At 71.2% G+C, this 24,358-nt stretch carries 25 protein-coding genes and 1 riboswitch; of the genes, 13 read left to right on the top strand and 12 right to left on the bottom strand.

From position 1 onward, the window contains the following. Positions 1-61: 61 nt before the first annotated feature. Both purH and BRESU_RS01440 read left to right on the top strand, forming a co-directional pair. A complete protein-coding gene (gene purH / locus BRESU_RS01435) occupies positions 62-1,666 on the top strand; it encodes a bifunctional phosphoribosylaminoimidazolecarboxamide formyltransferase/IMP cyclohydrolase (protein ID WP_013267705.1) in 1,605 nt (534 codons plus the stop codon). 166 nt (positions 1,667-1,832) lie between these two features. Beyond that, positions 1,833-2,591, top strand: a complete 759-nt coding sequence (locus tag BRESU_RS01440; RefSeq protein WP_041761178.1) for a dienelactone hydrolase family protein — start codon at positions 1,833-1,835, stop codon at positions 2,589-2,591. 3 nt (positions 2,592-2,594) lie between these two features. Here BRESU_RS01440 and BRESU_RS01445 read toward each other — a convergent pair whose 3' ends face one another. The 6 genes from BRESU_RS01445 to mutS form a co-directional block, all read right to left on the bottom strand. Beyond that, positions 2,595-3,053, bottom strand: a complete 459-nt coding sequence (locus BRESU_RS01445) for an OsmC family protein (protein ID WP_013267707.1) — start codon at positions 3,051-3,053, stop codon at positions 2,595-2,597. Then, positions 3,050-3,754, bottom strand: a complete 705-nt coding sequence (locus BRESU_RS01450) for a GNAT family N-acetyltransferase (protein ID WP_013267708.1) — start codon at positions 3,752-3,754, stop codon at positions 3,050-3,052. The genes BRESU_RS01445 and BRESU_RS01450 overlap by 4 nt, the downstream gene beginning before the upstream one ends. Before the next feature lie 102 nt (positions 3,755-3,856). After that, positions 3,857-4,897, bottom strand: coding sequence for a tryptophan--tRNA ligase (trpS, locus tag BRESU_RS01455; RefSeq protein ID WP_013267709.1), 1,041 nt, complete (start codon positions 4,895-4,897; stop codon positions 3,857-3,859). Next, entirely contained in the window at positions 4,897-6,492 is a 1,596-nt protein-coding gene (gene murJ / locus BRESU_RS01460; RefSeq protein WP_013267710.1) for a murein biosynthesis integral membrane protein MurJ, read from the bottom strand. The genes trpS and murJ overlap by 1 nt, the downstream gene beginning before the upstream one ends. A gap of 47 nt (positions 6,493-6,539) precedes the next feature. Next, positions 6,540-9,212, bottom strand: coding sequence for a [protein-PII] uridylyltransferase (glnD, locus tag BRESU_RS01465; RefSeq protein ID WP_013267711.1), 2,673 nt, complete (start codon positions 9,210-9,212; stop codon positions 6,540-6,542). Then, a complete protein-coding gene (gene mutS, locus BRESU_RS01470; protein ID WP_013267712.1) occupies positions 9,209-11,893 on the bottom strand; it encodes a DNA mismatch repair protein MutS in 2,685 nt (894 codons plus the stop codon). Before mutS ends, glnD begins: the two co-directional genes overlap by 4 nt. 232 nt (positions 11,894-12,125) lie before the next feature. Beyond that, positions 12,126-12,278, top strand: a riboswitch (cobalamin riboswitch). Between the two features lie 189 nt (positions 12,279-12,467). On the opposite strand from mutS, the gene BRESU_RS01475 reads away from it, so the two are divergent. After that, complete coding sequence (locus tag BRESU_RS01475) at positions 12,468-14,321, top strand: TonB-dependent receptor plug domain-containing protein (RefSeq protein ID WP_013267713.1); 1,854 nt, start codon at positions 12,468-12,470, stop codon at positions 14,319-14,321. 144 nt (positions 14,322-14,465) lie between these two features. Here the strand turns inward: BRESU_RS01475 and BRESU_RS01480 are convergent, their stop codons facing one another. Further along, positions 14,466-15,359: an aldo/keto reductase gene (locus BRESU_RS01480; protein WP_013267714.1), complete on the bottom strand. Its 894-nt coding sequence runs from the start codon at positions 15,357-15,359 to the stop codon at positions 14,466-14,468. Positions 15,360-15,686: 327 nt separating this feature from the next. On the opposite strand from BRESU_RS01480, the gene BRESU_RS01485 reads away from it, so the two are divergent. The 3 genes from BRESU_RS01485 (at position 15,687) to BRESU_RS17055 (ending at position 16,724) form a co-directional block, all read left to right on the top strand. Next, positions 15,687-16,064 carry a glycine zipper domain-containing protein gene (locus BRESU_RS01485; RefSeq protein ID WP_013267715.1) on the top strand — a complete coding sequence of 126 codons (378 nt, stop codon included), beginning with the start codon at positions 15,687-15,689 and terminating at the stop codon, positions 16,062-16,064. Further along, on the top strand, positions 16,064-16,459 hold the full coding sequence (locus BRESU_RS01490; protein WP_013267716.1) for a hypothetical protein: 396 nt from the start codon (positions 16,064-16,066) through the stop codon (positions 16,457-16,459). Before BRESU_RS01485 ends, BRESU_RS01490 begins: the two co-directional genes overlap by 1 nt. A gap of 91 nt (positions 16,460-16,550) precedes the next feature. Beyond that, the gene (locus BRESU_RS17055; RefSeq protein ID WP_013267717.1) at positions 16,551-16,724 is read left to right on the top strand and encodes a DUF1328 domain-containing protein; all 174 of its coding nucleotides are present in this window, start codon (positions 16,551-16,553) and stop codon (positions 16,722-16,724) included. Positions 16,725-16,788: 64 nt separating this feature from the next. Here the strand turns inward: BRESU_RS17055 and BRESU_RS01500 are convergent, their stop codons facing one another. From BRESU_RS01500 to BRESU_RS01510, 3 genes are read right to left on the bottom strand one after another with little or no spacing between them, the layout of a single operon-like run. Beyond that, positions 16,789-17,646, bottom strand: a complete 858-nt coding sequence (locus BRESU_RS01500; RefSeq protein WP_013267718.1) for a metallophosphoesterase family protein — start codon at positions 17,644-17,646, stop codon at positions 16,789-16,791. A 28-nt stretch (positions 17,647-17,674) separates the two neighbouring features. Continuing rightward, positions 17,675-18,646 carry a diacylglycerol/lipid kinase family protein gene (locus tag BRESU_RS01505; protein WP_050762443.1) on the bottom strand — a complete coding sequence of 324 codons (972 nt, stop codon included), beginning with the start codon at positions 18,644-18,646 and terminating at the stop codon, positions 17,675-17,677. 45 nt (positions 18,647-18,691) lie between these two features. Then, positions 18,692-19,048: a hypothetical protein gene (locus tag BRESU_RS01510; RefSeq protein WP_013267720.1), complete on the bottom strand. Its 357-nt coding sequence runs from the start codon at positions 19,046-19,048 to the stop codon at positions 18,692-18,694. 158 nt (positions 19,049-19,206) lie between these two features. Between BRESU_RS01510 and BRESU_RS01515 the strand changes: the two genes are divergently transcribed. Both BRESU_RS01515 and BRESU_RS01520 read left to right on the top strand, forming a co-directional pair. Further along, on the top strand, positions 19,207-19,554 hold the full coding sequence (locus BRESU_RS01515; RefSeq protein ID WP_013267721.1) for a glycine zipper domain-containing protein: 348 nt from the start codon (positions 19,207-19,209) through the stop codon (positions 19,552-19,554). A gap of 85 nt (positions 19,555-19,639) precedes the next feature. Further along, the gene (locus BRESU_RS01520) at positions 19,640-20,098 is read left to right on the top strand and encodes an OmpA family protein (protein ID WP_013267722.1); all 459 of its coding nucleotides are present in this window, start codon (positions 19,640-19,642) and stop codon (positions 20,096-20,098) included. On the opposite strand, the gene BRESU_RS01525 is transcribed toward BRESU_RS01520, so the two are convergent. Further along, complete coding sequence (locus BRESU_RS01525; RefSeq protein ID WP_013267723.1) at positions 20,095-20,976, bottom strand: methyltransferase domain-containing protein; 882 nt, start codon at positions 20,974-20,976, stop codon at positions 20,095-20,097. The genes BRESU_RS01520 and BRESU_RS01525 overlap by 4 nt on opposite strands. Between BRESU_RS01525 and BRESU_RS01530 the strand changes: the two genes are divergently transcribed. From BRESU_RS01530 to BRESU_RS01550, 5 genes are read left to right on the top strand one after another with little or no spacing between them, the layout of a single operon-like run. Next, complete coding sequence (locus BRESU_RS01530; protein WP_041761849.1) at positions 20,975-21,781, top strand: ComFC family protein; 807 nt, start codon at positions 20,975-20,977, stop codon at positions 21,779-21,781. The two genes, BRESU_RS01525 and BRESU_RS01530, sit on opposite strands and share 2 nt — an antisense overlap. Before the next feature lie 32 nt (positions 21,782-21,813). Next, positions 21,814-22,071 carry a glutaredoxin 3 gene (gene grxC / locus BRESU_RS01535; protein ID WP_013267725.1) on the top strand — a complete coding sequence of 86 codons (258 nt, stop codon included), beginning with the start codon at positions 21,814-21,816 and terminating at the stop codon, positions 22,069-22,071. Further along, entirely contained in the window at positions 22,071-22,919 is an 849-nt protein-coding gene (locus tag BRESU_RS01540) for a carbon-nitrogen hydrolase family protein (RefSeq protein WP_013267726.1), read from the top strand. Before grxC ends, BRESU_RS01540 begins: the two co-directional genes overlap by 1 nt. Then, on the top strand, positions 22,916-23,347 hold the full coding sequence (locus BRESU_RS01545) for a DUF1178 family protein (RefSeq protein WP_013267727.1): 432 nt from the start codon (positions 22,916-22,918) through the stop codon (positions 23,345-23,347). Before BRESU_RS01540 ends, BRESU_RS01545 begins: the two co-directional genes overlap by 4 nt. Further along, positions 23,347-23,841, top strand: coding sequence for a GNAT family N-acetyltransferase (locus BRESU_RS01550; RefSeq protein WP_013267728.1), 495 nt, complete (start codon positions 23,347-23,349; stop codon positions 23,839-23,841). The genes BRESU_RS01545 and BRESU_RS01550 overlap by 1 nt, the downstream gene beginning before the upstream one ends. Before the next feature lie 298 nt (positions 23,842-24,139). On the opposite strand, the gene BRESU_RS01555 is transcribed toward BRESU_RS01550, so the two are convergent. Next, on the bottom strand, positions 24,140-24,349 hold the full coding sequence (locus tag BRESU_RS01555; protein WP_013267729.1) for a hypothetical protein: 210 nt from the start codon (positions 24,347-24,349) through the stop codon (positions 24,140-24,142). Between the last annotated feature and the right edge of the window lie 9 nt (positions 24,350-24,358).

A 24,358-nucleotide genomic window follows, 5' to 3' on the forward strand; every position in this document is an offset into this window, starting at 1 on the left:
GGCGGATGCTAAGGGCCGCGCGTCCCACGCTCTCCCCAGCTTGCCCTCCCAGGACCGCCCCATGCCCGCCGCTCCCGACTTTCCGCCCGCACCCGACGCCGTCAAACCCGTCCGCGCCCTGATCTCCCTGTCCGACAAGGCCGGGCTGGAGGACGCGGCCCGCGCCATGCACGACGCCGGGGTCGAGCTGGTCTCGACCGGGGGGACGCGCGCGGCCATCGCCGGGTTCGGCCTGCCGGTGAAGGACGTGGCCGACCTGACGGGCTTTCCCGAGATGATGGACGGGCGGGTCAAGACCCTGCACCCGGTGGTCCATGGGGGCCTGCTGGGCGTGCGCGACGCCGCCGACCACAAGGCGGCCATGGACGCCCACGGCATCGGTCCGATCGATATCGTCTGGATCGATCTGTACCCGTTCGAATCCACCGTGGCCTCGGGCGCGGGCTTCGACGCCGTGATCGAGAACATCGACATCGGCGGCCCAGCCATGATCCGCTCGGGCTCCAAGAACCACGGCTATGTCGCCGTGGCCGTCGACGCCGCCTCGATCGGCGAGATCGTCGACGCCCTGAAGGCCGACGGCACGACGTCGCTGGCCCTGAGGAAGCGGCTTGCCGCCCGCGCCTTCGCCCGCACCGCCGCCTATGACGCCGCCGTGTCGGGCTGGTTCGCCGGTCAGCTGGGCGACGCCGCCCCGGCCCGCAAGGCGATCGCCGGATCGCTGGCCCAGACGCTGCGCTATGGCGAGAACCCGCACCAGACGGGGGCCTTCTACCGCACCGGCGAGGCCCGCCCCGGCGTCGCCTATGCCCAGCAGATCCAGGGCAAGGAGCTGGGCTACAACAATATCGCCGACGCCGACGCCGCCTATGAGCTGGTGGCCGAGTTCGAGGCCCCGGCCTGCGTCATCGTCAAACACGCCAACCCGTGCGGCGTCGCCGTCGGCAAGAATCTGTCCGAGGCCTACGCCCGCGCCCTGGAATGCGACGCGGTCTCGGCCTTCGGCGGCGTCATCGCCGTCAACCGGCCGCTGAACGGGGCGGATGCCCGGGCCATCACCGAGATCTTCACCGAGGTCGTCATCGCCCCCGGGGCCGACGACGAGGCGAAGGCGGTCTTCGCCGCCAAGAAGAACCTGCGCCTGCTGATCACCGACGGCCTGCCCGACCCGCACGGTCCGGGCGAGGTGTTCCGCAGCGTGGCCGGCGGCTTCCTGGTCCAGAGCCGCGATCGCAGCCTGATCCGGCCCGCCGACCTGAAGATCGTCACCCGCCGCCAGCCGACGCCGCAGGAAATCGAGGACATGCTGTTCGCCTTCACCGTGGCCAAGCACGTCAAGTCCAACGCCATCGTCTATGCCAAGGACGGCCAGACCGCCGGCATCGGCGCCGGCCAGATGAACCGCCGCGACTCGGCCCGCATCGCCGCCATCCGCGCCCGCGAGGCCGGAGAAGCCAAGGGCCTGGCCCATTCGCTGGCCCAGGGCTCGGCCTGCGCCTCCGAGGCCTTCTTCCCCTTCGCCGACGGCCTGCTGGAAGCCGTCGCGGCCGGGGCCACCTCGGTGATCCAGCCCGGCGGCTCGATGCGCGACGAGGAGGTCATCGCCGCCGCCGACGAACGCGGCATCGCCATGGCCTTCACCGGCGTGCGCGTATTCCGGCACTGAAGAATGTCTCCTCCCTGTTCGCGCAGCGAATGGGGAGGTGGCAGCGAGCCCTTCGCGAGCTGACGGAGGGGTTCTGCGTGCACTCAGAACCCCTCCGTCTCCTCCGCTTCGCCACGGAGCCACCTCCCCATCGCTCCGCGACAGGGAGGAGACTATGACTGCGCATATGGACACGCTTTCAGATCGCTGGGCCCGGCTTGAGCCCTTCACCGCCGTCGTCGGCCCCGACGACGACCGCCCCCGGCCGACGGCGCTGCTGTTCCACGGCTGCGGCGGGCTGAGGGGGCATCTGCCGATGTATGCGGCGGCGGCGAAGGCGGCCGGGTGGCGGGCGGTGATCGTGGATTCCTACGCGCCGCGCGGCTGGAGCCGGCAGTTCGCCATGGCCACCGTCTGCACCGGCCTGATGCTACGCGGGCACGAGCGGGCGGGCGACATCTTGGCGACCATCCGGGGCGTGTCGGCGCGGCCCGACGTCGATGCCTCCAAACTGGTGCTGGCCGGCTGGAGCCACGGCGGCTGGGGCATCATGGAGGCGATGAGCGCGGACCGGTCGTTGCCGTCGCTGGGCGTGGCCGATCCCGGTGCCGTATCGCTGGACGGGGTCCAGGCGACCTATCTGGCCTACCCCTACGTCGGCGTCGCCGCCCTGAACCGCATGCGGCCGTGGAAACACTGCCCGAAGACCCTCGCGGTGATCTCTGCCAAGGATCACCTGACGACCGTGCGCAACGCCGAGCGCATCCACGCCATGGTCAGGAACTGCGGAGCCGAGGTCGAGACCTGGGTCGCGGACGGCACCCACAGCTTCGACGAGCCGATGACCGCCCTGCCGATGCGCTACGATCCCGACCTGACGCAGGAGGCGATCCGCCGGTTCGTCGCCCTGCTGGAGGACGCGGCCGTCGCGCCGCCGTTGGCCTGAGGCTCAGACCGGCTCGACCCGCACCTCGGCCCGGACCGAGTTGGCGATGTAGCAGGCCTCGTGCGCGCGGTGATGCAGGTCGGCCAGGGCCGCCGCGTCGGGTCCTGCGCCGCTGAAGACGACCTCGGGCCGCAGGGTCACGACCGTCATCGAGGTCTTTCCGCGATCGTCCCGGCCCAGCACGCCGATCGCCGCATCGCGGTAGCGGTCGACCACGAACCCCGCCTTGGCCGCGAAGGCGAGGAAGAACAGCATGTGGCAGCTGGAGAGCGCCGCGACGAACGCCTCCTCCGGGTCGACGGCGGCCGGATCCGACATCGGCACGGCGACGCTGGACGGGGCCGAGGACCCGCGCACCACCGCCCCCCCGTCGAACGTCCAGTCGTGGGCGCGCGAATAGCGGTTGTCGGCGAAGGGCTGATCGCCCCGGCACCAGTCGATGGTGGCGACGTGTTCGCTCATGGACGGTCTCCCTCGGCGAGCCGCGTATAGGTCATCGGGGCCCGGATCTCGAATCCCAGCGACCGATAGAAGGCGATCGTGGCGTCATGCCCGGCGAAGGCATGCAGGAAGACCCCCTCGCCCGACGCGAGGATCTCGCCCGCCACCGCGCGCGACAGGCCCGCCGCATAGCCCCGGCCGCGCCAGTCGGGATGGGTGCAGACCCCGCTGAGTTCGGTGAAGCCGTCGACCCGCATCCGCCGACCGGCCATGGCGACCAGCCGGCCGTCCTGCCTGACCCCGATGAAGGGACCCAGCCGCCGCGTCGCCGACCGGAAGGGGCCGGGTTTCGTCAGGGTGGCCAGGGCCAGCATCTCCGGTGCATCGGCCTCGGTCAGGGTCTCGAAGGCGAGGTCGGGACCGCCCGGCGTCAGGGCGGTGGCCACCATCTGGACCAGGGGGATGCGGTCGACGACCGCGACGCCCGGCACGTCGAGCGCGGCCATCGCGCTGCCGGCCCGTTCGATCATTCCGGCCCCGGGATGGCGGAGCGCCAGCCCGGCCATGGCCGCGAGGCTTTCCGGCCTGGCGTCGGCGCCCGCGAGGAAGACGCCGACCTCCGGATCGATGCGCACGGCCCGGTCGTCCGAGTCCGCCGTGGCGAAGGCCGACAGTCGGGTCGTCAGGGCGTTCCAGACGGCGCGGTCCAGGGGGTGGGTCATGGCGAAGCTTTAGCGGGCGGTCGTCTCCGCGCCAGCCCCACGCCGACGTCGGGTCCGAAACCCGCTCATTCCCTTGTCATCCTCGCGAAGGCGGGGACGCGCTCAGCGCCAGAAACCGACGATCTTCTTGACCTCGTCGACCACCGGGTCGGCGATGGCGGCAGCGCGCTCGGCCCCGTCCTTCAGAACGCGGTCGATCTCGGCCGGGTCGTCCATCAGGCGGCGCATCTCGGCCGTGACGGGGGCCAGGGCCGCGACGGCCAGGTCGGCCAGGGCGGGCTTGAAGGCCCCGAAGCCCTGACCCGCGAACTGGGCGGTGACCGCTTCGCGCGTCGTGTCCGACAGGGCGGCATAGATGGCGATCAGGTTCCGCACCTCGGGCCGGTCATCCAGGACATCGCCCGGCGCGGGCATCACGCCCATGTCGGTCTTGGACTTCCTGATCTTGGCGGCGATGGTGTCGGCGTCGTCGGTCAGGTTGATGCGGCTCTGGTCCGAGGGGTCGGACTTGGACATCTTGGCGGCCCCGTCGCGCAGGCTCATGACCCGCGTCGCCGGCCCCTGGATCAGGGGCTCGGGCAGGGGGAAGAAGCCCGGGGCGTTGAAGTCGGTGTTGAACTTGGCGGCGATGTCGCGGGTCAGTTCCAGATGCTGCTTCTGGTCCTCGCCGACCGGCACCTCGGTGGCCTTGTACAGCAGGATGTCGGCGGCCTGGAGCACCGGATAGGTATAGAGCCCGACCGAGGAGCGTTCCTTGTGCTTGCCCGACTTCTCCTTGAACTGGGTCATCCGGTCCAGCCAGCCGAGGCGGGCGACGCAGTTGAGGATCCAGGCCAGCTCCGAATGGGCCCGAACGGCCGACTGGGGGAAGATGGTCGAGGTCGCGGGGTCGAGGCCCGAGGCGATGTAGGCGGCGGCGATCTCGCGCGTCTGGGCGGCCAGCAGGGCCGGGTCCTGCCAGACGGTGATGGCGTGCAGGTCGGCCACGAACAGGAAGCAGGGCGCGCCACTGTCCTGCAGGGCGGTGAACCGCTTCAGGGCCCCCAGATAGTTGCCCAGGTGCAGGGCACCCGAGGCCTGGATGCCCGAGAGGATACGGCGCGGGCCGGTGTAGGCGGGGGTGGTGGGCGAGGCGTCGGTCATCAATCCAGTCCGGTCGGGGCGGAGGCCCCCGGTTCACGCTTCAGCGTCGCCTTCAGTTCGGAGACGCTGACGGCGCGGAAAAGCACGATGCAGACGCCATACACAAGAGCGCCCGCGCCGACGACCGCGATCACCGCGATCTCCTTGGCGAACAGGATCCGGCTGAGGTCGCTGTAGAACAGGCTGGCGGGGATCAGGACGGCGGCCATGACGGCCGAGGCGGCCAGCACGCGCGAGAACCGTCCGACGAACCGGGCCGAGGGGGCCCAGACGTCCTCGCGGATCAGGGTGCCGCCCAGAAGCGCGACATTGATCCAGGCCGAGACGGAGGTGGCGATGGCCAGGCCCAGCACCCCGTCGACGCCGCTGCGGCTGAACCAGAAGAACAGGCCCGACCCCAGGGCGACGGTGACCACGACCGAGATGACGGCGAAGATCATCGGCCGGCGCGTGTCCTCGCGTGCGAAGAAGGGCGGGGTCAGGACCTTGGCGAGGACGAAGGCCGGCACGCCCCAGGCGAACTGGCGCAGCACGTCGGCGGTGCGGGCGGCGTCCAGGCTGGTGAAGGCCCCGCGCGTCACGGTCGCGTCGATGATGAAGAAGGGAATGACGAACAGGGCCACGGCGGCCGGCAGGGTGAAGGCCATCGACAGGGTGATGCCGTCGTCCAGCGTGCGTCGCCCGCCCTCGTGGTCGCCGCTGACGAAGGCCCTGGTCAGGCGCGGCACCAGGGCCAGGCCGATGGCGACGCCGACGAGGCCGAGCGGCAGCTGGTACAGGCGGTCGGCGTTGTACAGCACCGAACGCGCGCCCTCGTTCGAGCCGGTCAGCAGCTGGCTGACGACCGAGTTCAGCTGCAGGGCGCCGCCCGCCAGCACGCCGGGGATGGCCAGTTTCAGCGTGCGCGCGACGCCCGCCGTCAGCCGGGGCCAGGACAGGTTCAGCCGGATGCCGAGGCGCCGGACGCCCCACCACAGCAGGCCGGCCTGTATGACGCCGGAGACGGTGACGGCGGCGGAGACGGCCAGCAGCGTCGTCGGCTGGCTCATCGGGATCAGGCTGGGGGCCAGCAGGGGCACGAGGGTGCACAGGTTCAGAAACACCGGCACGCCCGCCGACAGGGCGAACCGGCCCGAGGTGTTGAGCACGCCGGACAGCAGCGACGCGATGGTCATGCAGGCCAGATAGGGCATGGTCAGCTGGGCGGCGGTGGTGGCCGCGAACATCACCCCGCTGTCGTCCTTCCAGGCCGACAGCAGGAGCGGCATGATCCAGGGCATGGCGATCTGCAGCAGGATGCAGAAGCCGGCCACGACCGCGAACATGAAGCTGAGGGCCTCGGACGCCGTGACGGCCGCTGCCTCGTCCCCGTCCCGCGCCCGCACGCCGCCGTAGATGGGCACGAAGGCCTGGGCGAAGGCCCCTTCCGCGAACAGCCGGCGGAACATGTTGGGCAGCATCAGGGCCGTGGTGAAGGCGTCCATCATCGGCCCCTGGCCGAACCGGGCCGACAGCACCAGGTCGCGCGCGAAGCCCAGGATGCGGCTGCCGAGCGTCAGCGTCGCCTGAACGAGCGTGTTGCGGGCCAGACTCATGGACGGAGGCTCATTCGGCAGACAGGCTCGCGGGGAGACATCCGCGCTTAGCGCGGTTCCGCGTCCGGCGAAATGGGCTTCCTGGGCCGCAGATCGGAGACGTCGCGGGCGCTGGCGCGGGCGGCGGTGATGCGCCGGCCCTGGGGCGGTTCGGGGGCGCGGTCCAGCACCGCCTCCAGCGCCGCATGGACCTCGTCCAGCACGGCCTCGGAGGTGATCTTCCGGCCCCTGGCGTCCGTTACATAGAAGCTGTCGACGGCCCGCTCGCCGAAGCCGGCGACATGGGCCGAGCGGATCGACAGGGCGTGGTCCGACAGGGTCCGCGACAGCTCGGCCAGCAGGCCCGGGCGGTCGGCACCGGAGACCTCGATCACCGTCGCCCCCTCGCTGGCCGAGGGGTCGATCATGACCACCGGGCGGACGTCGAACACGGCCCGGCGCGGCGAGGGCGCGGGCATGGCGGGCGGGGCGACCGGCGTCTCGCCCCGGGCCGCCGCCTCCAGGGCCGCGATCAGGGAGGTCAGGCGGCGCGGCTCGTCCTGGCCATAGGGCCGGTCGGCCCCGTCCTGGACCTGGAAGACGTCCAGCACCGTGCCGTCGGCGGCGGTGGCCACCCGGGCCCCGGCCACATCGGCCCCGGCGGCTGCGAGCACCGCCGTCAGATCGGCGAACAGGCCGGGACGGTCGCGGGCGGCGAGGGCGATCTCGGTCGTGGCCTCCATCGTGCCGGGCCCCTGACGGGCCTCGGCCGCGGCGCCAGTGGTGCAGGCCCGCGCCACCAGATCGGCATGGTCGGCCAGAGGATCGGCCCCCACCGCGTCCTCGCCCCGGAACAGGGCCTCGACCCGGCCGTACAGGGTGCGCATCAGCTGGCCCTTCCAGCTGTTCCAGACGCCGGGGCCCACGGCGCGGATGTCGGCCACGGTCAGGACCAGCAGCATGCGCAGCCGCTCCGGATCGCCCACGATCTCGGCGAAGGCCTGGACCGTCGCCGGGTCGGAGATGTCGCGCTTCTGGGCATAATCCGACAGGGCCAGGTGATGGCGGACCAGCCAGACGACGATCTCGATCCGCCGCGTCTCGATCCCCAGCCGCTCGCAGGCCCGGCGCGCGGCGATGGCCCCGTCTTCCAGCTGGCCGCGCTCGCCGCCCTTGCCGACGTCATGCAGCAACATGGCCAGCATCAGGGCCTCGGGGTCGGCGATCAGGTGGATCACCTCGCTGGCGAGGGGATGGTCGTCCCTCAGCTTGCCGCGCTGGATGTCGTTGATGATGCCGATGGCCTGCAGGGTGTGCTCGTCGACCGTATAGGCATGGTACATGTTGAACTGGGTCTGGCCGACGATCCGGCCCCATTCCGGCAGGAACCGGCCCAGCAGCCCGGCCTCGTTCATGATGGTCAGGACCCGGTAGGGCCGCTGGCCGTGGGCCAGGACGTGCAGCAGGGCGGCCGTCGCGCGCGGGTCGCGCCGCAGCCGGGGCGTCACCAGCGACAGGGCGCGGGTCACGGCGGAGAAGGCGTGGGGATGGACGTCCAGGTCGTGCTGGTCGGCGGTGACGAACAGGGTCAAGAGCTTGACCGGGTCCTCGGCGAAGACCTCCGGTCCCGTGATCGACAGCCGCCCGCCGTCCTCGATGAAGCCCGCGACGCCGAGGTCGCGCCGGCGCCCCGGGATCAGCCGCGACAGGCTCATGGTCTTCTTTTGATGCCGGGCCTCCAACGTGGCGCTCATGGCCCGGGTCAGGGCCCCGACGTCGCGGGCGACGAGGAAGTACCGGCGCATGAACCGCTCGACCGCCGGCTCGTCGCCCCGCCCGCGCCAGCCCATGCGCCGCGCGACCTCGGGCTGGAGGTCGAAGGTCAGCTTCTCCTCGGCGCGTCCGGCCGCCAGATGCAGGTGGCAGCGCACCCGCCACAGGAAGTCGAACGCCTCCTCGAAGGTGCGCCGCTCGCGGGCGGTCAGAAGCTCGTCCAGCACCTTGGCCCCGAGCGGGCTTTCCGGGGCCAGCGACCGGGCGATCCAGAACAGGGCGTTGAGGTCGCGCAAGGCCCCCTTGCCGTCCTTGATATTGGGCTCGACCCGGTAGCGGGTGGCCCCCGCCTTCTGGTGGCGACCGTCGCGCTCCTCCATCTTGGCGGCGATGAAGGGGCGGGGATCGGCATTGGTCACCATGCCCCGGAAGCGCCACAGGAAGTTCTCGGTCAGGGCGACGTCCCCCGCGAGGGGCCGCGCCTCCAGCAGGGCCGTGCGGATGGTCATGTCGGTCCGGGCCAGGCTCAGCGCCTCCTCCACCGACCGCGCTGACGACCCGACCTTCAGCCCCAGATCCCACAGGACGTAGAGCATGAACTCGGCCACCGTCTCGGTCCGGGCCGTGGTCTTCCACGGCCGGAGGAAGACGAGGTCGAGGTCCGAGAAGGGGGCCAGGACGCCCCGGCCGTATCCGCCGACCGCGATCAGGCTCAGCTTCTCGGCCTCGGTCGGATTGTGGGACGTATAGAGGGTCTCGGTCGTGAACCGCCACAGGGCGATTAGCAGGTCGTCGGCGGCGGCGGCGTACAGACGGGCCACCTCGACCCCCGGCAGGCCGTTGGCCAGTTTCGCCGCGATCTTCTCGCGCGCCGCGTCGTGGTGGGCCTTCAGGACCGCGGCGACGGCCGGGCGGACGCCCGGGCCCGAGACGATGGCGTCGAGGCGGGCGTCGAGGCTGTCGCTCACGGGCGGCTCAGACCCTTCAGCCGATACAGGGCCTCCAGCGCCTCGCGCGGGCTGAGCGCGTCGGGGTCCAGCGCGGCCACGGCGTCATCCAGCGCGGATGTCTGTGGCGGGGCCGGCGGCTCCATCACGGCGAACAGGGGCAGGTCGTCGAGCCTCCCCTGTGCCGCCTTTTCCGTCTCCAGCCGGTCCAGCACGGCGCGGGCGCGGGCGACGACAGCCGGGGGCACGCCCGCCAGCTTGGCCACCTGGACGCCATAGGACCGGTCGGCCGCGCCGGGCACGGCCTCATGCAGGAAGACGAGGTCGCCGTTCCACTCGCGGGCCCGCATGGACAGGTTGCAGACGTGGTCCAGCCGCTCCTCCAGCCGCGCCAGCTCGTGATAGTGGGTGGCGAACAGGGTGCGCGAGCGGTTCACGTCGTGCAGGGCCTCGGCGCAGGCCCAGGCGATGGCCAGGCCGTCATAGGTGGCCGTGCCGCGCCCGATCTCGTCCAGCACGATGAAGCTGGACGGCGTCGCCTGGGTCAGGATGGCGGCCGTCTCGACCATCTCCATCATGAAGGTGGAGCGGCCCCGCGCCAGGTCGTCGCCCGCCCCGACCCGGCTGAACAGCCGGTCGACGACGCCCAGCCGCATCGCCCTGGCCGGGACGAAACAACCCGCCTGCGCCAGCACCACCAGAAGCGCGTTCTGGCGCAGGAAGGTCGACTTGCCGGCCATGTTGGGCCCGGTGACGATCGACAGCCGCGCGCACCCTGCCCCGTCGCCGTCCAGTCTGCAGTCGTTCGGCGTGAAGGGGTCCCCCGCCTTCTTGACCGCCGCCTCGACCACCGGATGCCGCCCGGCCTCGACCGAGAACACGCGGCTGTCGTCGACCACGGGCCGCACCGCCCCGACCTCCTCGGCCCATTCGGCGAGGGCCGCGGTGGCGTCCAGTTCGGCGAGCGCATCGGCCACGGCCTGCAGCGGCCGCGCCAGGTCCTGCACCGTGCGCCGCCACACCTCGAAGGTCTCGCCCTCCATGGCGAGCGCCCGGTGCCCCGCCTGGCTGATCTTCGCGTCCAGCTCCGACAGCTCGACCGTCGTGAACCGCACCTGCGCCGCCAGGGTCTGGCGATGGATGAAGGGGCTCTCGGGCCCAGCCCGGAACAGGGGCTCGGCGTGTTTGGACGTGGTCTCGAGGAAATAGCCCAGCACCGCATTGTGCCGCACCTTGAACGGCACGCCGCTCTCGGCCACGGCCCGGGCCTCCAGATCGGCCACGACCCGGCGGCTGTCGTCGCGAAGCGTGCGCGCCGCGTCGAGCTCGGGCCGGAAGCCGGGCTTCACGAAGCCCCCGTCGCGCGCCAGATGCGGCGGCTCGTCGGCCAGACCCCCGGCCAGGTCCAGCATCAGCCGCGCCAGATCGGGCGACAGGGTCAGCCGGTCGAGACAGGCCACGATCCGCGCCGGCGGCCCGGTCAGGGGATCGGGCGAGAGGGTGAACAGGCCCGCCAGCGCCTCGGCGATCGTCAGGCCCGCCCGGATGGCCCCCAGATCCCTCGGCCCGCCCCGGCCCAGCGCCAGCCGCGACACGGCCCGGGCCACGTCGGCCGAGGCCTTCAGCCCGTCGCGCAGGTCCCGCCGCAGCGAGCGCCGCTCCAGCAGCCACTCGACCGCGTCGAGTCCATGGTTGATCTCGACGGGATGGCGCAGCGGCCGGGCGATCCGTTCGGCCAGGGCCCGCGCCCCGCCCGAGGTCACCGTCCGGTCCAGACAGGCCAGCAGCGACCCCTCGCGCTCGCCCCGCTGCGTCCGGTCGATCTCCAGCGAGAGTCGCGTCGCCGGATCGATGGCCAGGAAGCCCGCGTCCCCCGACCGCCGCGGCGGCGACAGGGCCGGGACCTTGCCGGCCTGGGTGGTCTCCAGATAGGCGGCGATCAGGCCCAGCGCCGAGACCTCCGCCTCCTCGAAGGCCCCGAACCCGTCCAGCGAGGCGACGCCGTACAGCCGGGCCACGCGTCCGCCCGCCGCCACCGGTTCGGCCACGGCCGAGGCCAGGGCCTGGACCACGCCGCCCGAGCCGTCGAGCGCGGCCTTCAGGTCCGGATCGGAAAACCCCTTGTCGGTGACCAGCACCTCGCTGGGGCGGAAGGCGGCCAAAGTCGCGCCGAGGTCGCCGATCTCGCAGGCGACGCAGTCGACCGCCCCGGCCGACAGTTCGACCACGGCCACGGCCGCGCGGCCCTTGCGGATCGCCACGGCCGCCAGCCGGTTCGCGCCCCGCGCGTCCAGCAGACTGTCCTCGGTCAGGGTGCCCGGCGTGACGACCCGCACGATGTCGCGCCGGACCACGGCCTTGGATCCGCGTTTCCGGGCCTCGGCCGGATCCTCCATCTGTTCGCAGATGGCGACCTTGAACCCCATGCGGATCAGCCGGGCGATATAGCCCTCGGCCGCATGCACCGGCATGCCGCACATCGGGATGTCCTCGCCCTGATGCTTGCCCCGTTTCGTCAGGGTGATGCCGATGGCGGCGGCCGCGACCTCGGCGTCCCTGAAGAACAGCTCGTAGAAATCGCCCATGCGGAAGAACAGGATCGCATCCGGCTGCGACGCCTTGGCCGTCAGGAACTGGGCCATGACGGGGGTCGCGCCCTCGAGGGCGTCGATCTTCGGGGGATGGGCGAGCGGGGCGTTCATGGCGTGGCGTCAAGGTGACGGATCGGAGGGGTTGTCTCAAGCAAATCCTCCCCCGTTCTTCACGGCGGAGGGGGACCGCGAGGCGGTAGAAGGGGCGGAAGTCAGCACCGTGTCCGGGGTCGCCCCCTCCACCCCCGCGCAAGTGCGCGGCGGTCCCCCTCCACCGCTACGCGAGGGAGGATGGATCTTGCGCAACCTCCGCTGCGCTGCGACAAGCCCGCCCAGGCGGTTAAGGGAACGCGGTCGAACACCGCGGCTGTGCCCGCAACTGTAGGCGGTGAGGCCGTCGTCCGGTCCGGGGGTTCGCTCCCGGCGTCACTGGAACCGCATCCGCGGGACCGGGAAGGCGAGGACGGCGATCGTTGACCCGCAAGCCAGGAGACCTGGCCGCCGACGTCGCTCGCCCGCTGTCCGGGACCAGACAGAGGCGTGGACCAACCCCTTTCCCGATGCGGAGAGGCCGTTCCGTCGAAGCGACCCGGTCTCGGAGCCGTCGTGAGCCCTGCTCGCGGCGGATTGGTCGCTGTTCACACGCCCGGCGCGCGCCGAAGCCGGGCCTGTCGGAGTTCTTTCGATGAAACGCCTGCTCCTTATCTCCACCGCGCTCGCGGCGGTCGCGGCCGCCTGCCCGTCGTTCGCCCAAGACCCTGCCGACGACACCCTGCCCTCCAACACCCTGCCCGAGGTGATCGTCACCGCCACCCGCCTGCCGGCCATCCAGCAGGACACGCCGGGCGCCCGGGTCATCGACAGCCGCGCCATCGAACAGCGGGGCGCGGTCTTCGCCGCCGATATCCTGACCGACATTCCCGGCCTGTCCGTCACGCGCTCGGGCCTCGGCGGCGTGGCCCAGGTGCGGATGCGGGGCGCCACGCCCGGCAAGACCCTGGTCCTGGTCGACGGCGCGCCGGTCAACGACGCGTCGGAGCCCAACGGCGCCTATGACTTCTCCGGCTTCGAACTGGGCGATATCGCGCGGGTCGAGGTCCTGTCGGGACCCCAGTCCTCGCTGTGGGGATCGGACGCCATCGGCGGGGTCATCGCCTTCACCACCCGCGAGATCGACGGCGTGCGCGCCGAGGCGGAGGCCGGATCGTACGGTACCCTGCGCCACCGCCTGGCGGCCGGGGTCGCCAACGATCGCTACGCCTTCGGGGCCTGGGTCTCGCACTACACCACCGACGGCATCTCGGTCGCCGACGCGGCCGACGGCAATCCCGAAAAGGACGGCTTCGACAGCCTGACGCTGGGGCTGAAGGGCCGCTACGCCGTGTCGGACGCCGTGAAGGTCGACGGGTCGGTGCGCTGGACGGATTCGGAGGCCGACATCGACGGCTTCCCGGCCCCGACCTATGACCTGGCCGACACCGCCGACACCACCGACAGCCAGTCCTGGTCGGGCGTCGTGGGGGTCAGCGTGACCGCGCTCGGCCTGTCGCACCGGTTCAGCGTCTCGGCCTCCGACATCGAGCGCGCGAACAATGGCGACTTCGCCTCGGTCTATCAGGCCGATCGCCAGGTCTATCGCTGGCAGGCCGATGGGGCGGCCCTGGGCGACCGCCTGGCCTATGCCTTCGGGGCCGAGCGCGAAGACACCGCCGGCAGCATCTCGACCGGGGCCTCGGTCGATCTGGGCACCTCCTCGGCCTTCGGCGTCGTCCGTTTCGACGCCACGGACGCGCTGAGCGTCACGGGCGGTCTGCGCTACGACGCCACGGACGATTTCGGCGAGAAGACCACGGGCCGGATCTCGGCGGCGTATGACCTGCCGGCGGGCTTCATCCTGTCGGGGGCTTACGGAACGGGCTTCAAGGCGCCGTCGGTCAGCCAGGCCGTCTGCGACTTCTGCTTCTCGTCGGTTCCGGTCCCGACCCTGCGGCCCGAGACCGCCGACTCGGTCGAGGGCGCGATCGGCTGGGCCTCGAGCGACGGCCGGATCGACGGCCGCGTCACGGTCTACCGGCTGAACGTGGAGGACCAGATCACCTATTTCACCGCGCCGATCACCTTCGACAGCTACTACATCAACATCGCCCAGGCCCGGACCGACGGGGTCGAGGCGGAGGCCCGCGCCCTGCTCGGGGCCGGATTCGACCTGACCCTGGCCTATGCTTACACGGACGCGGTGAACGCGACGACGGGGGCGCGCCTGCTGCGCGTGCCCGAACACGCCGGGTCCGCGACCCTGGGCTGGAGCGGCGAGCGGCTGTCGGGGGCGCTGACGATCCGGGCCGAGGGCGACCAGCCCGATTCCGGCGGCGTGCGCGAGGCCTTCGTGACGGCGAACCTGAATGCGGCGTGGCAGCTGACCGAGGTCGTCGCCCTGACGGCGCGGCTCGAGAACCTCGCCGACGAACGCTATCAGCAGGTGTTCGGATACGGAGAGCCGGGCCGGTCCGGCTACGTCGGGATCAGGCTGCGGTACTAGACATCCTCCCCCGTTGGGGGAGGTGTCCCGAAGCGAAGCGTAGTGACGGAGGGGGCTCACCGCGAACACGGTGTTTGGGGCTGGCCCCCTCCACCCCCGCGCAAGCGCGCGGCGGTCCCCCTCCCCCTTAGGGGGAGGAGCGGATCAGGCTGCGTTACTGATCCGCGACAGGGAGCCGGTCGTGAAGGCGGCCGGCTCCGACAGGGCCAGCGCCTCCCAGTCCAGATCGGGCCGGGGGGCGTGGGCGGCGGCCAGGACCGCGCGGAGCTCGGCGGCCGAGGCGACGCTGGCCACGACGGCGGCGACCGGCGGCAGGCCGAGGCAGAAGGCGAGCGCCGCCTGCATCGGATCGATCCGGGCCTCGGCCAGGCGACGGCGCGTGCGCGACAGGGCCACGCCCTGGTCGGCCAGATGGGCGGGCAGGGTCTCGCGGCTGGCGAACAGCAGGCCGCGCGCGAAGACCGAGGCCACGTGAACGTCGACGCCGAGGCCCGCAAGGTCGGACAGGACCCCCTCGGTCACCGGCCGCTGGTCCAGGATATTGCAGGCGATCTGCACCACGTCGGGCTGGTAGCGCCGCGCCAGCAGGGTCGGCCCGTCCTCCATGGTCGCCAGAAAGCCGATGCGGCGGTACAGGCCGCGATCCTTCAGCGCCATCATCCGGTCCCACAGGGCCCGTCCCTCGGCTCCGGCCAGATCGGTCGCGCCGGACACCAGAAGCGTATCGCCGCGCGGCAGACCCATCCGCTCCAGCGAACGTCGGGCGCGGGCCTCGACCCGGTCGAGCCCTTCGGACAGGGCGACGGTGCGGACGGTGACGGCGAAGGGGGACGGGAAGGGCCAGGCCTGACCCAGCAGACGCTCGGCGTCGCCGGTCGGCCGGGTGGCGACGATCGAGACCCCGGAGTCGGCCGCCGTCTGCAGCAGAGTCCGCATCGCCTCCTCGCGCGCGCCGACGGGCGCGGGCAGGGCACGCTCGGGCTCGGTCACGACCGCCAGGGCGAGCTTCGCGACCGGAGAGGGACGGGAGGAGGACATCACCGGTCGATAGTGACCGGCAAAGTTTAAGGGAGGCTGAGGGAGACCCTTACGGAGTGTTACCGGGGTAACGGCGATCGGTGCCTGGGCGCGGGGCCCGGGGGAGGGATTAGGGATTAGGGACTAGGGATTGGGGATCAGGGAGCAGGCAGCCGGGTCACCGGCGCACGGACACGCCAACCGGTCGTGCCCGTGGCGCACAGCAGGCGGACCTGCCCACCGCCTCTCTCCCCCAAATGCTGCAGCGCGGCGGAACCGCCACGGAGCAGTGGCGTTCAGCCGACAAGCCCCCTATTTATGGCAAAGCTGCAGCAACGGAGTGCGATCATGGCCACCAGCAAGGCGCGTGAAGACATCAAGAACGACCTGAATACGCTCAAGGAAGACCTGAAGGTCGGCGCGCGCGAGGAAGCCGCCAAGCTGAAGGCCAAGGCGTCGGAAACCGAAGCCCGCCTGCGCGAGAAGGCTGCCGAGGCCGACGCCCGCGTGCGCGAGCGCGCCGACGAACTGCGCGAACAGGCCCGCGGTTATTACGACCAGGCCCGCGTCCGCAGCCGGGAATACTATGACGACGCTTCGGAGCGTCTCGACGAGGCCCAACGCTACATCACCGAGCGGGTGCAGGAGCGCCCCGTCCAGTCCACCGCCATCGCCCTGGGCGTCGGCGTGGTGCTCGGTCTCCTGCTGGCCGGTCGTCGTCGCTGATGCTCGGCAAGGGGCTTGTTAAGAAGCTGTCGGCGGCCTTCGTGGTCGCCGGCTGCGCCTTCGTCGCCGTCGTCGCCCTGGGTGCAACGCTCTACTATGCGCTGGCCCTGGTCTTGCCGCCCCTGGGCGCCGCGGCCATCACGGCCGGAGCTTTCGCCCTGGTCGCCGTGATCGTGGCCATGGTATTCCTCGGCGTCGGTGGCGCTTTCGAGGAAGAGGCGGAAGAAGAGCCCGAAGGTCTCGGTGGCCGGGCCTATGCCCTGTTCCGCTCGCGTCCCATCCTGGGCACGGTCGCCGCCCTCGCCGGCGGCTGGATCTTCCTGCGCAATCCCGCCCTGGCCACCATGGTGGCCGCGGCCTTCACAGAGAAATCGCACGGTCGTTACCGGCGCTGAACGGAACGGACTGCCTCGCAGAACATTGATTGGAGAGGCGGCGTCGTGGATGGCGACGCCCTTCAACCACTCTTCAAAGGGAGGCTCGTCCATGCTCCGCTGGGCTCTTATATTTCTCGTTCTGGCGCTGGTCGCGGGTGCCCTCGGTGCCGGTGGCGTCGCGGGCCTGTCGATGAACATCGCCTACGTCCTGTTCGTCGTGTTCCTGGTCCTGATGGTGATCTCGTTCTTCACCGGCGGACTGCGACGCGGCCCCCGCACCTAGTCTCGCGACAGGCGCAAAACGATCAAAGCCGCGATCCTTCGGGATCGCGGCTTTTTTCTTGGCGTCAGGTCATCGCTGCTTCGAGGGTGCCCGGGTTTTTCGGGTCGGGGGCGGACTCGGTGTGGCGCGTGTCCTGGCGCCGCGGCAGCCGCCAGCTCTGGGCCGGCTTGAAGGCCTGACCGTCCCAGGCGATCGCCGTGACCACGATCTCGTGGGCCGACCATTCGATCTGGTTGAAGCTGGGCGGGGTGCCGCGCTCGCGCTTGGACAGGGTCCCGCAGCCCACCGCGTAGGAACAGCGGTCCGACAGGTCGATCGGGATGGCGAAGGGCACGTGGACGTGGCCCGTGGTGATCAGATCGACCCCGGCCTCGGCGAAGATCTCGGCCGCGGCGTCGCCGCGTTTCACGTCACCCGTCATGGGCGTGCCGATCATCTCGATCAGGGGGTGGTGGCAGGCGAGGATCCGCAGCGCCCCCACCGGGGCCTGACGCAGGGCCTCGGCGGCGCGGCGGGTCTGGTCCAGATCGATGACGCCCTTGGACCAGTTGGCCCGGGCCTGCCAGCCGCGCGCGGTGACGACGCCCCGGACCATCACATTGTCGGAGACGAATTCGCCGTCGTGGGCCGGGTGACCGGTCGCGTCCTCGAACGCCTTCCAGGGCCGGAACAGCCGCGCCCCCAGACTGTAATAGGGCACGTCGTGATTGCCGACGATGACGAAGCGCGGCGTCGGCATGGCCCGGATCCATTCCCCGGCGGCGGCGAACTCGTCCGGCAGACCTTTTTGCGTGATGTCGCCCGTGATCAGGATCAGGTCGGTGGGCGTGGCGTGCGCGTACTCGAGCGCGGCGGCGCAGGCGTGGGGATGTTCGACGCCGAAATGGACGTCGGAAAACTGGAGCAGGCGGCCTGTTCTCACCGGTCGATCCCCCCGGACACAGGGCGCATCAAACGGTGTCTCCCTGAGGCTCGCGCTCGGGGGCAAGGGCCTGCCAAGCCTTCGGGATGAACGTCACCATCGTGTCGTGATGCAGCAGGGTGGGCTCTCCGTCCAGCACGGCCGGGATCTTGGACCGGGCGCGGATGCGGATTTTTTTCGCAGCCTGGGTCATGACCGACGGATCCTGGCGCCAGTCGCTGAACAGGGCCGTGGCGGCCAGACGGAAGGCCTGGGCCGCGTCGGCCGGGTCCATGGCCGCAGCCTCCAGCCCGACGGGCTCGTCCATCGCCTTGGAGATCATGGGGCTGATCAGGGCCAGGGCCTCGCTGCGCCGCGCCTTGCCACCGTCCAGCTCGACCCGGATCTTGCCCGAGAAGGCGCGCTTCAGCGCCCGGCGGCCATAGGTCCAGGCCAGGCTGAGCTTGCCGGTGCGCATCGCCTCGCGCGCCGGAGCCCACAGGGCCGGGGAGCCGAAGATCCCGGCGCAATAGAAGGACTGGCCCTCGACGATCCCGCCCGACACGCACTGCGGCGACCCGTTTTCCAGCGCGTCGCGCAGCGCCAGCTTCCAGTCGGCGGTACCGTACAGGGCCTTGGGCAGCATGTTCATGGTCCCGCCCGGCAGGGGGGCGACCAGCGGTCCCTTCGGCCCCGCCTTCGACGCCGCGGCCCGCGCCGTGCCGTCGCCGGCCAGGACGAACAGCACGTCGGGTTTCGAGGCCAGGGCCGCGTCGATCTGCGCATCCATCGTGGATCCGACCAGTTCGACGATCTCCGCCTCGCACGGATAGTCGGCCATGATGGCCTCGACCTCGGCGACCGCCCGGGGTCCGACCGAGCCGGACAGGGTGTTGACCAGGATCACCACGCGCGAGATCGCGACGTGGGGCGTCAGGACGCGCGGCTCCGCGACGGCCTCGACAGGCGCGGTTTCAGGCAGGTCCATGGACGCGGACGCGGGGGTGATGGTGTCGCTCATCACGCCCGAACGCGCCTGTCCCACCCGCGTTCCGGCCAAGCGTGACTATTGCGCCTTCAGCGCGTCCGCCGTGGTCGCCGCGCCGGCCTGGACGGCGTCGCCGGTCTTCTCCGCCGCAGCGCCCGCCTTTTCGGCGGCAGTGTCGGCGGCTTCCGGGGCCTGACCGACCAGACCCCGCGCGGACGCGACACCGGCGGTGATCCAGCCGTCCATCATGGCCCCGCCCTCGGCCAGCGACTTCTCCTTGATGCCCAGGACCGCGGTCAGGACGCCGAACAGGGCCAGCAGGGTGACCAGCAGGCCGACGAATCCGCCCCCGCCGCCGCCCGACCGGCGCTTCGTGCGGGCCCAGACCGGGCTGACGTGATCGTCCGACATACGGACCGGTTCAGGAAAGCGCATTGAAAACCCCTCGGAAACGCTGACGTGTTCGAACCTGCGCCCCTCGCGCGGCCCGCTTCAGCCTATGTCATCGTTAACTTGCAGCATAGGCGCGGAACCTGAGCCATAATCCAGCGTTCTCGCTTTCGGGGCGAACATCAGGAATGAAGGACACATCCATGAAGACGGCAATTATCGCGATCGGCGTCGCCGGCCTGCTCGCATCGGCCTGCGCGACCGATCCCTACGGCAACAGCACCTCCAACCAGACCGTCCGCCAGGGCGCGATCGGTGCCGGTCTCGGTGCCGTGGCCGGTGCCATCATCGGCAACAACGTCGGCGGCGGCAACGCAGCGACCGGAGCCCTCATCGGCGGCGCCCTCGGCGGCACCGTCGGCGCGGTCCGCGGCTCGCAAGCCGACCGCAACAACCAGCAGCGCTACCGCGACAACCGCGGCCAGTACTACTACTGCTACGACAACAACCAGAACGAGTGCTACTGGGAAAACGGTCAGCGCCGCTACTAGGCTCTGACGACGACTGACGATTCTCAGGGCGGCTCGTCGAACGACGGGCCGCCCTTTGCTTGAGCGAACACAGGGACACAGGGCAATGATGACGACGCAGAAGATCCTTCTGGCAGCCACGCTGGGCGCGGTGGGCCTGTCGGCCTGTTCGATGGGGCCCCGGTTCATGGATCGCGACGCTCTGGTCACCACGCCCGACGCCTGCGCCGCCAAGCGGTTCGACGTCTATTTCAACGAGAACCAGGACCGGCTGACCAGCCCGGCGCTGGAGGCGATCGGCCTGACGGCGACCCAGCTACAGGGTTGCCGCATCACCTCGGTCAAGGTTTTGGGTCTGGCCAGCGCGAGCGGCGCGGCCGATGCGAACCTGGATCTGTCCGAACGCCGGGCCCTGGCTGTCGCCGAGGCCCTGACGGCCGCCGGCTGGCCTGCGCCCGCCTTCGAGCTGGCGGCGGCGGGCGATTCGGGTGCCACCACGCCCGACGGCGTGCTGGAGCCGCTGCGGCGCCGCACCGAGGTCCTGGTCGAGGCCGCGCCCCTCTAGAGTTTTCCGCGTCCGTGCTCGACGACGCCCAGGGCGTCGGCGAGGCGGACCTTGGCTGACCCGCGCGGCAGGGGCTTTGGCTGGCTGTCGTGCGGGGCCCATCCGGCCAGATTGACGATCTCGAAGGTCGCCGGGATGCGGCCGTCCGGCTCGCCGTAGCGCTCGGCGTACAGGGCGGCGGCGCGGGCGAGGATGCCGCGCGTCAGCGGCCGGGTAGACCCCGCCAGCACATTGGTCTCGCCCATGGCGCGCAGGTCGCGGATCAGGCCGAACAGGTCGCGGTACCGGACCGTCAGACGGTCGACATCGGCCACCGGCAGGGCGAACCCGGCCCGCTGCAGCAGACCCGCGCCGTCGAACCCGTCGGCGAAAGGCGAGACCCGGGCCTGCGCCCCGCCCCGCTCCGCCAGCTCGGCCTCGGTCAGCACGGCCCGCAGCTCCTTCAGTGTCCCCGCCCCCAGAAGGGTGCCGAGGAACAGGCCGTCGGGCTTCAGCGCCCGCCGGATCTGGCTGAGCGCGCCCGGCAGGTCGTTGGCCCAGTGCAGGGTCATCAGGGAGACGATCAGATCGACGGATCCCTCCGCCACGCCCAGCGGCCGCAGGCCCGGGGCCGCGCGGTAGCTGTCGGGGTCCGCCCCCGGCATCCCGACCCGCCCGGCTGCGTCGCTCCCGGCCAGGGCCGCCGCGAACACGCCCGTATGCGCCGAGAGGTCGACGACGGCGGGAAATGGACGCAAGGTGGCCTCGAGACTGAGAACAGCGTTCTCTGCCGCGCGGCGGTGCAGGAAGTCGGCCTGGGCGAACATTCCGCCGGAGCGCGCCAGACGCAGGGCGCGGCGCGCGGGATCGAAGATGACGGGGGGGCCGGAAGCGGTCATGGGACGTCAGGATGGGGACTGGAGCGACCGATGGGAAGCGGCGCGTGCGCGCGCCGTGATCGGACTGACCGGTCTGGGGCGCGGACTGGCCGATCTGGTCCTGCCGCCGATGGCGCACGACAGCCGCGAGGCGACCCAGGCCGCGGGCCTGACCGCCGACGCCTGGAACCGGGTCGCGTTCCTCGAGGACCCGGTCTGCGACGGATGCGGGGCGGCCTTCGAATACGACGGCGGCGATTTTGCCTCTGAGCGTTGCGCGGCCTGTCTGGCTTCGCCCTATCGCTTCACGCGGTGCCGCGCCGCCTGCGTCTACGACGACGCGTCGCGGGGTCTGATCCTGAAGTACAAGCATGGCGACCAGCAGCAGTTCGCAGGCCTGTTCGCCCGCTGGCTGGGCCGGGCGGCGGCCCCCCTGATCGAGCAGGCCGATGCCGTCGTGCCCGTGCCGCTGCATCCCGCCCGGCTGCTGGCGCGCCGGTTCAACCAGGCGGCCGAGATCGCGCGTCCGCTGGCCCGCTCCGCGCGCCTCGATTATCTGCCCGACGCCCTCCAGCGCACGACGCGGACGGCATCCCAGGGCGGCCGCAGTGCCCGCGGCCGGCGGCTGAACGTGAAGTCCGCCTTCGATCTGACCGAAACCGGGGCGCGCCGCGTCCGGGGGCGACGCATCCTGCTGGTCGACGACGTGCTGACGACGGGCGCCACCGCCGAGGCCTGCGCCACCGCCCTGCTGGACGGCGGAGCCCGCGCTGTCGATCTGGCGGTGATCGCGAGGGTGCGAACCGCGCGCGAAGTCCCTAGATAGTCCCCACACCCCCCAGTTTTCGGAGCTTCCCCATGGCCGACGTCATCCTCTACACCAAACCCGGTTGCCCCTATTGCCACGCCGCCATGGCGCTGCTGGACAGGAAGGGCGTCGACTACACCGAGATCGTCGCTTCCAACGATCCGGCCAGGAAGGCCGAGATGGTCGAGAAGGCCGGCGGCAAGGCCACCTTCCCGCAGATCTTCATCGATGGAAAACATATCGGCGGGTCCGACGACATGAGCGCCCTCGACCGCCGTGGCGGGCTGGATCCCCTGCTGGCCGCCTGATGTCGTCCAGCCTGCCCATCGCCCTGATCCAGACGCGGACGCCGGCGACGGCGCAGGCCGCCTTGGCCCATGTCGAACCCCTGATCCGCCAAGCGGCGGACGGGGGGGCGAAGCTGATCCTGACGCCGGAGGGCACCAACCTGCTGGAGCAGCGGCGGGACCGCCGGGGGCTGGCGGTCACCGACGAGGATCAGGACGCGGCGGTGATCGGTCTGCGGCATCTGGCCGCCGAGCTCGGCGTCTGGCTGCTGATCGGCTCGGCCATCGTGAAGTCCGGCCATGCGGGCGACGACCGGGCGGCCAACCGGTCGCTGCTGATCGATGCGAACGGCACGATCGTGGCGCGCTATGACAAGCTGCACGTCTTCGACGTCGATCTGGCCAATGGCGAGACCTATCGGGAAAGTTCGACGATCCGCCCGGGCGACGGGGCCTGCGTCGCGGGCACGCCGTGGGGCCGGATGGGCCTCACGATCTGCTACGACGTGCGGTTCCCGCACCTGTTCCGCCAGCTGGCCAGGGCGGGGGCCTGCATGATCGCGGTGCCCGCCGCCTTCACCGTGCCGACCGGAGAGGCGCATTGGGAGACCCTGCTGCGCGCCCGCGCCATCGAGACCGGAGCCTTCGTCCTGGCCCCGGCCCAGGGCGGCACGCACGAGGACGGCCGCAGGACCTGGGGCCATTCGATCGTCGTCGGTCCGTGGGGCGAGGTGATCGCGAAGCTGGACCATGACGAGCCGGGCGTGCTGCACGCCACGCTCGACCTCGCAGCGGTCGAGGCCGCCCGGACTTCGGTGCCCCAGCTGCGGCACGACCGGGACTTTGCGCCCCCCGGAGACCCGACGTGATCCGCTATGCCCTGAGGTGCGAGGCCGATCATCCGTTCGAGGCCTGGTTCGGATCGTCCGGCGACTATGACGATCAGGCGGCCCGCGGCCTGGTCGAATGCCCGTTCTGCGGGTCCCGCAACGTGGCCAAGCAGATCATGGCCCCTGCCGTCTCGGGCACCCGCAAGGCGGCGCCCGCCGTCGAAATGGCCCGGGTCCAGACCATGATGATGCAGGCGGCGCGCGAGGTGCGCAGCCATGTGGAGGCGAATTTCGACTATGTCGGCGACACCTTCGCCCGCGAGGCGCGCGCCATCCACGAGGGCCAGTCCGAAAAGCGCGAGATTTACGGCGAGGCTACGCCCGCCGAGGTGAAGGCGCTGAAGGCGGACGGCGTGCCCTGCGCCGCCCTGCCCCCCGCGCCGCTCGATCCGGCCAAGGTAAACTGATGGCGGGCGGCTGGCGGCCGATGCTTGCCGAGGATCTGGACCGGGTCGCGGAGATCGCCGCCGTCGGCTTTCCCGACCATTTCGAGGGCCGGGACTGTTTCGAGAACCGGCTGGCGCTGAGCCCGGCGGGCTGTTTCGTGCTGCAGACGGCGCAGGGGCTGGAGGGCTATCTGGTCGCCTACCCGTGGCGCGTGGATGCCGCGCCGCCCCTGAACACCCTGATCGAGACGATCCCCGGGGATGCGGGCGTGATGTACCTGCACGACCTCGCCCTGACCCCGGCGGTCCGGGGCCAGGGCTGGTCGAGGCCGGCCGTCGCCGCGGTGCTCGATCTGGCGCAGGCCGGCGACTGGCCGACGGTGGCCCTGGTCGCCGTCAACGATGCGGCCGGCTTCTGGCGCGGACACGGCTTCGCGGTGCGCGAGGCCCCGGGCATGGCGGACAAGCTGGCCAGCTACGGCCCGGACGCCCGCTACATGACCAGGCCGGTCTAGGCCGTTCGTCCGCTAAGTTGGCGCGCGGTGTCGCATGGGTTCATCACGGCGAACACAGCGGGGTCACGGAGGGCACGACGGGACCGAGCGGTTGTCGGGGTCGTCGCTCGCCCCTGACGCTGAAAAGACAGAAGGGGCGGCGTCGCCGCCGATCCTCTCTTCCAAGACGTCACGCCCGAAGGAGGGGATCGGCGATGGCACCGCAATCTTGATCCCGTCGTGTTCGCTGTGACCCCGCTGTGCTCGCTGTGATGAACCTCTGCTGGACATCCACGCGTCGACTGACGCGCCGACTGCTCTAGTTCCGGGTCCAGCCCTTCTCGGCCATGCAGGCGCGGAAGGCGTCGCGGCCCTCGGTGCGTTCGTCGCAGTCGGCGCGCGCCGCGTCGAAGGGCTGGGCGTTGTTGCCGTGCCAGGCCGCGTCGTCGCTGTCGGCGTCGATCACGGTGATGCAGCCCGAGGTCATCAGGGCGGCCGACAGGCTGGCGAGGATCAGAAGACGTTTCATGGCAGGCTC

It is taken from the genome of Brevundimonas subvibrioides ATCC 15264, assembly GCF_000144605.1.
Classification (GTDB): domain Bacteria; phylum Pseudomonadota; class Alphaproteobacteria; order Caulobacterales; family Caulobacteraceae; genus Brevundimonas; species Brevundimonas subvibrioides.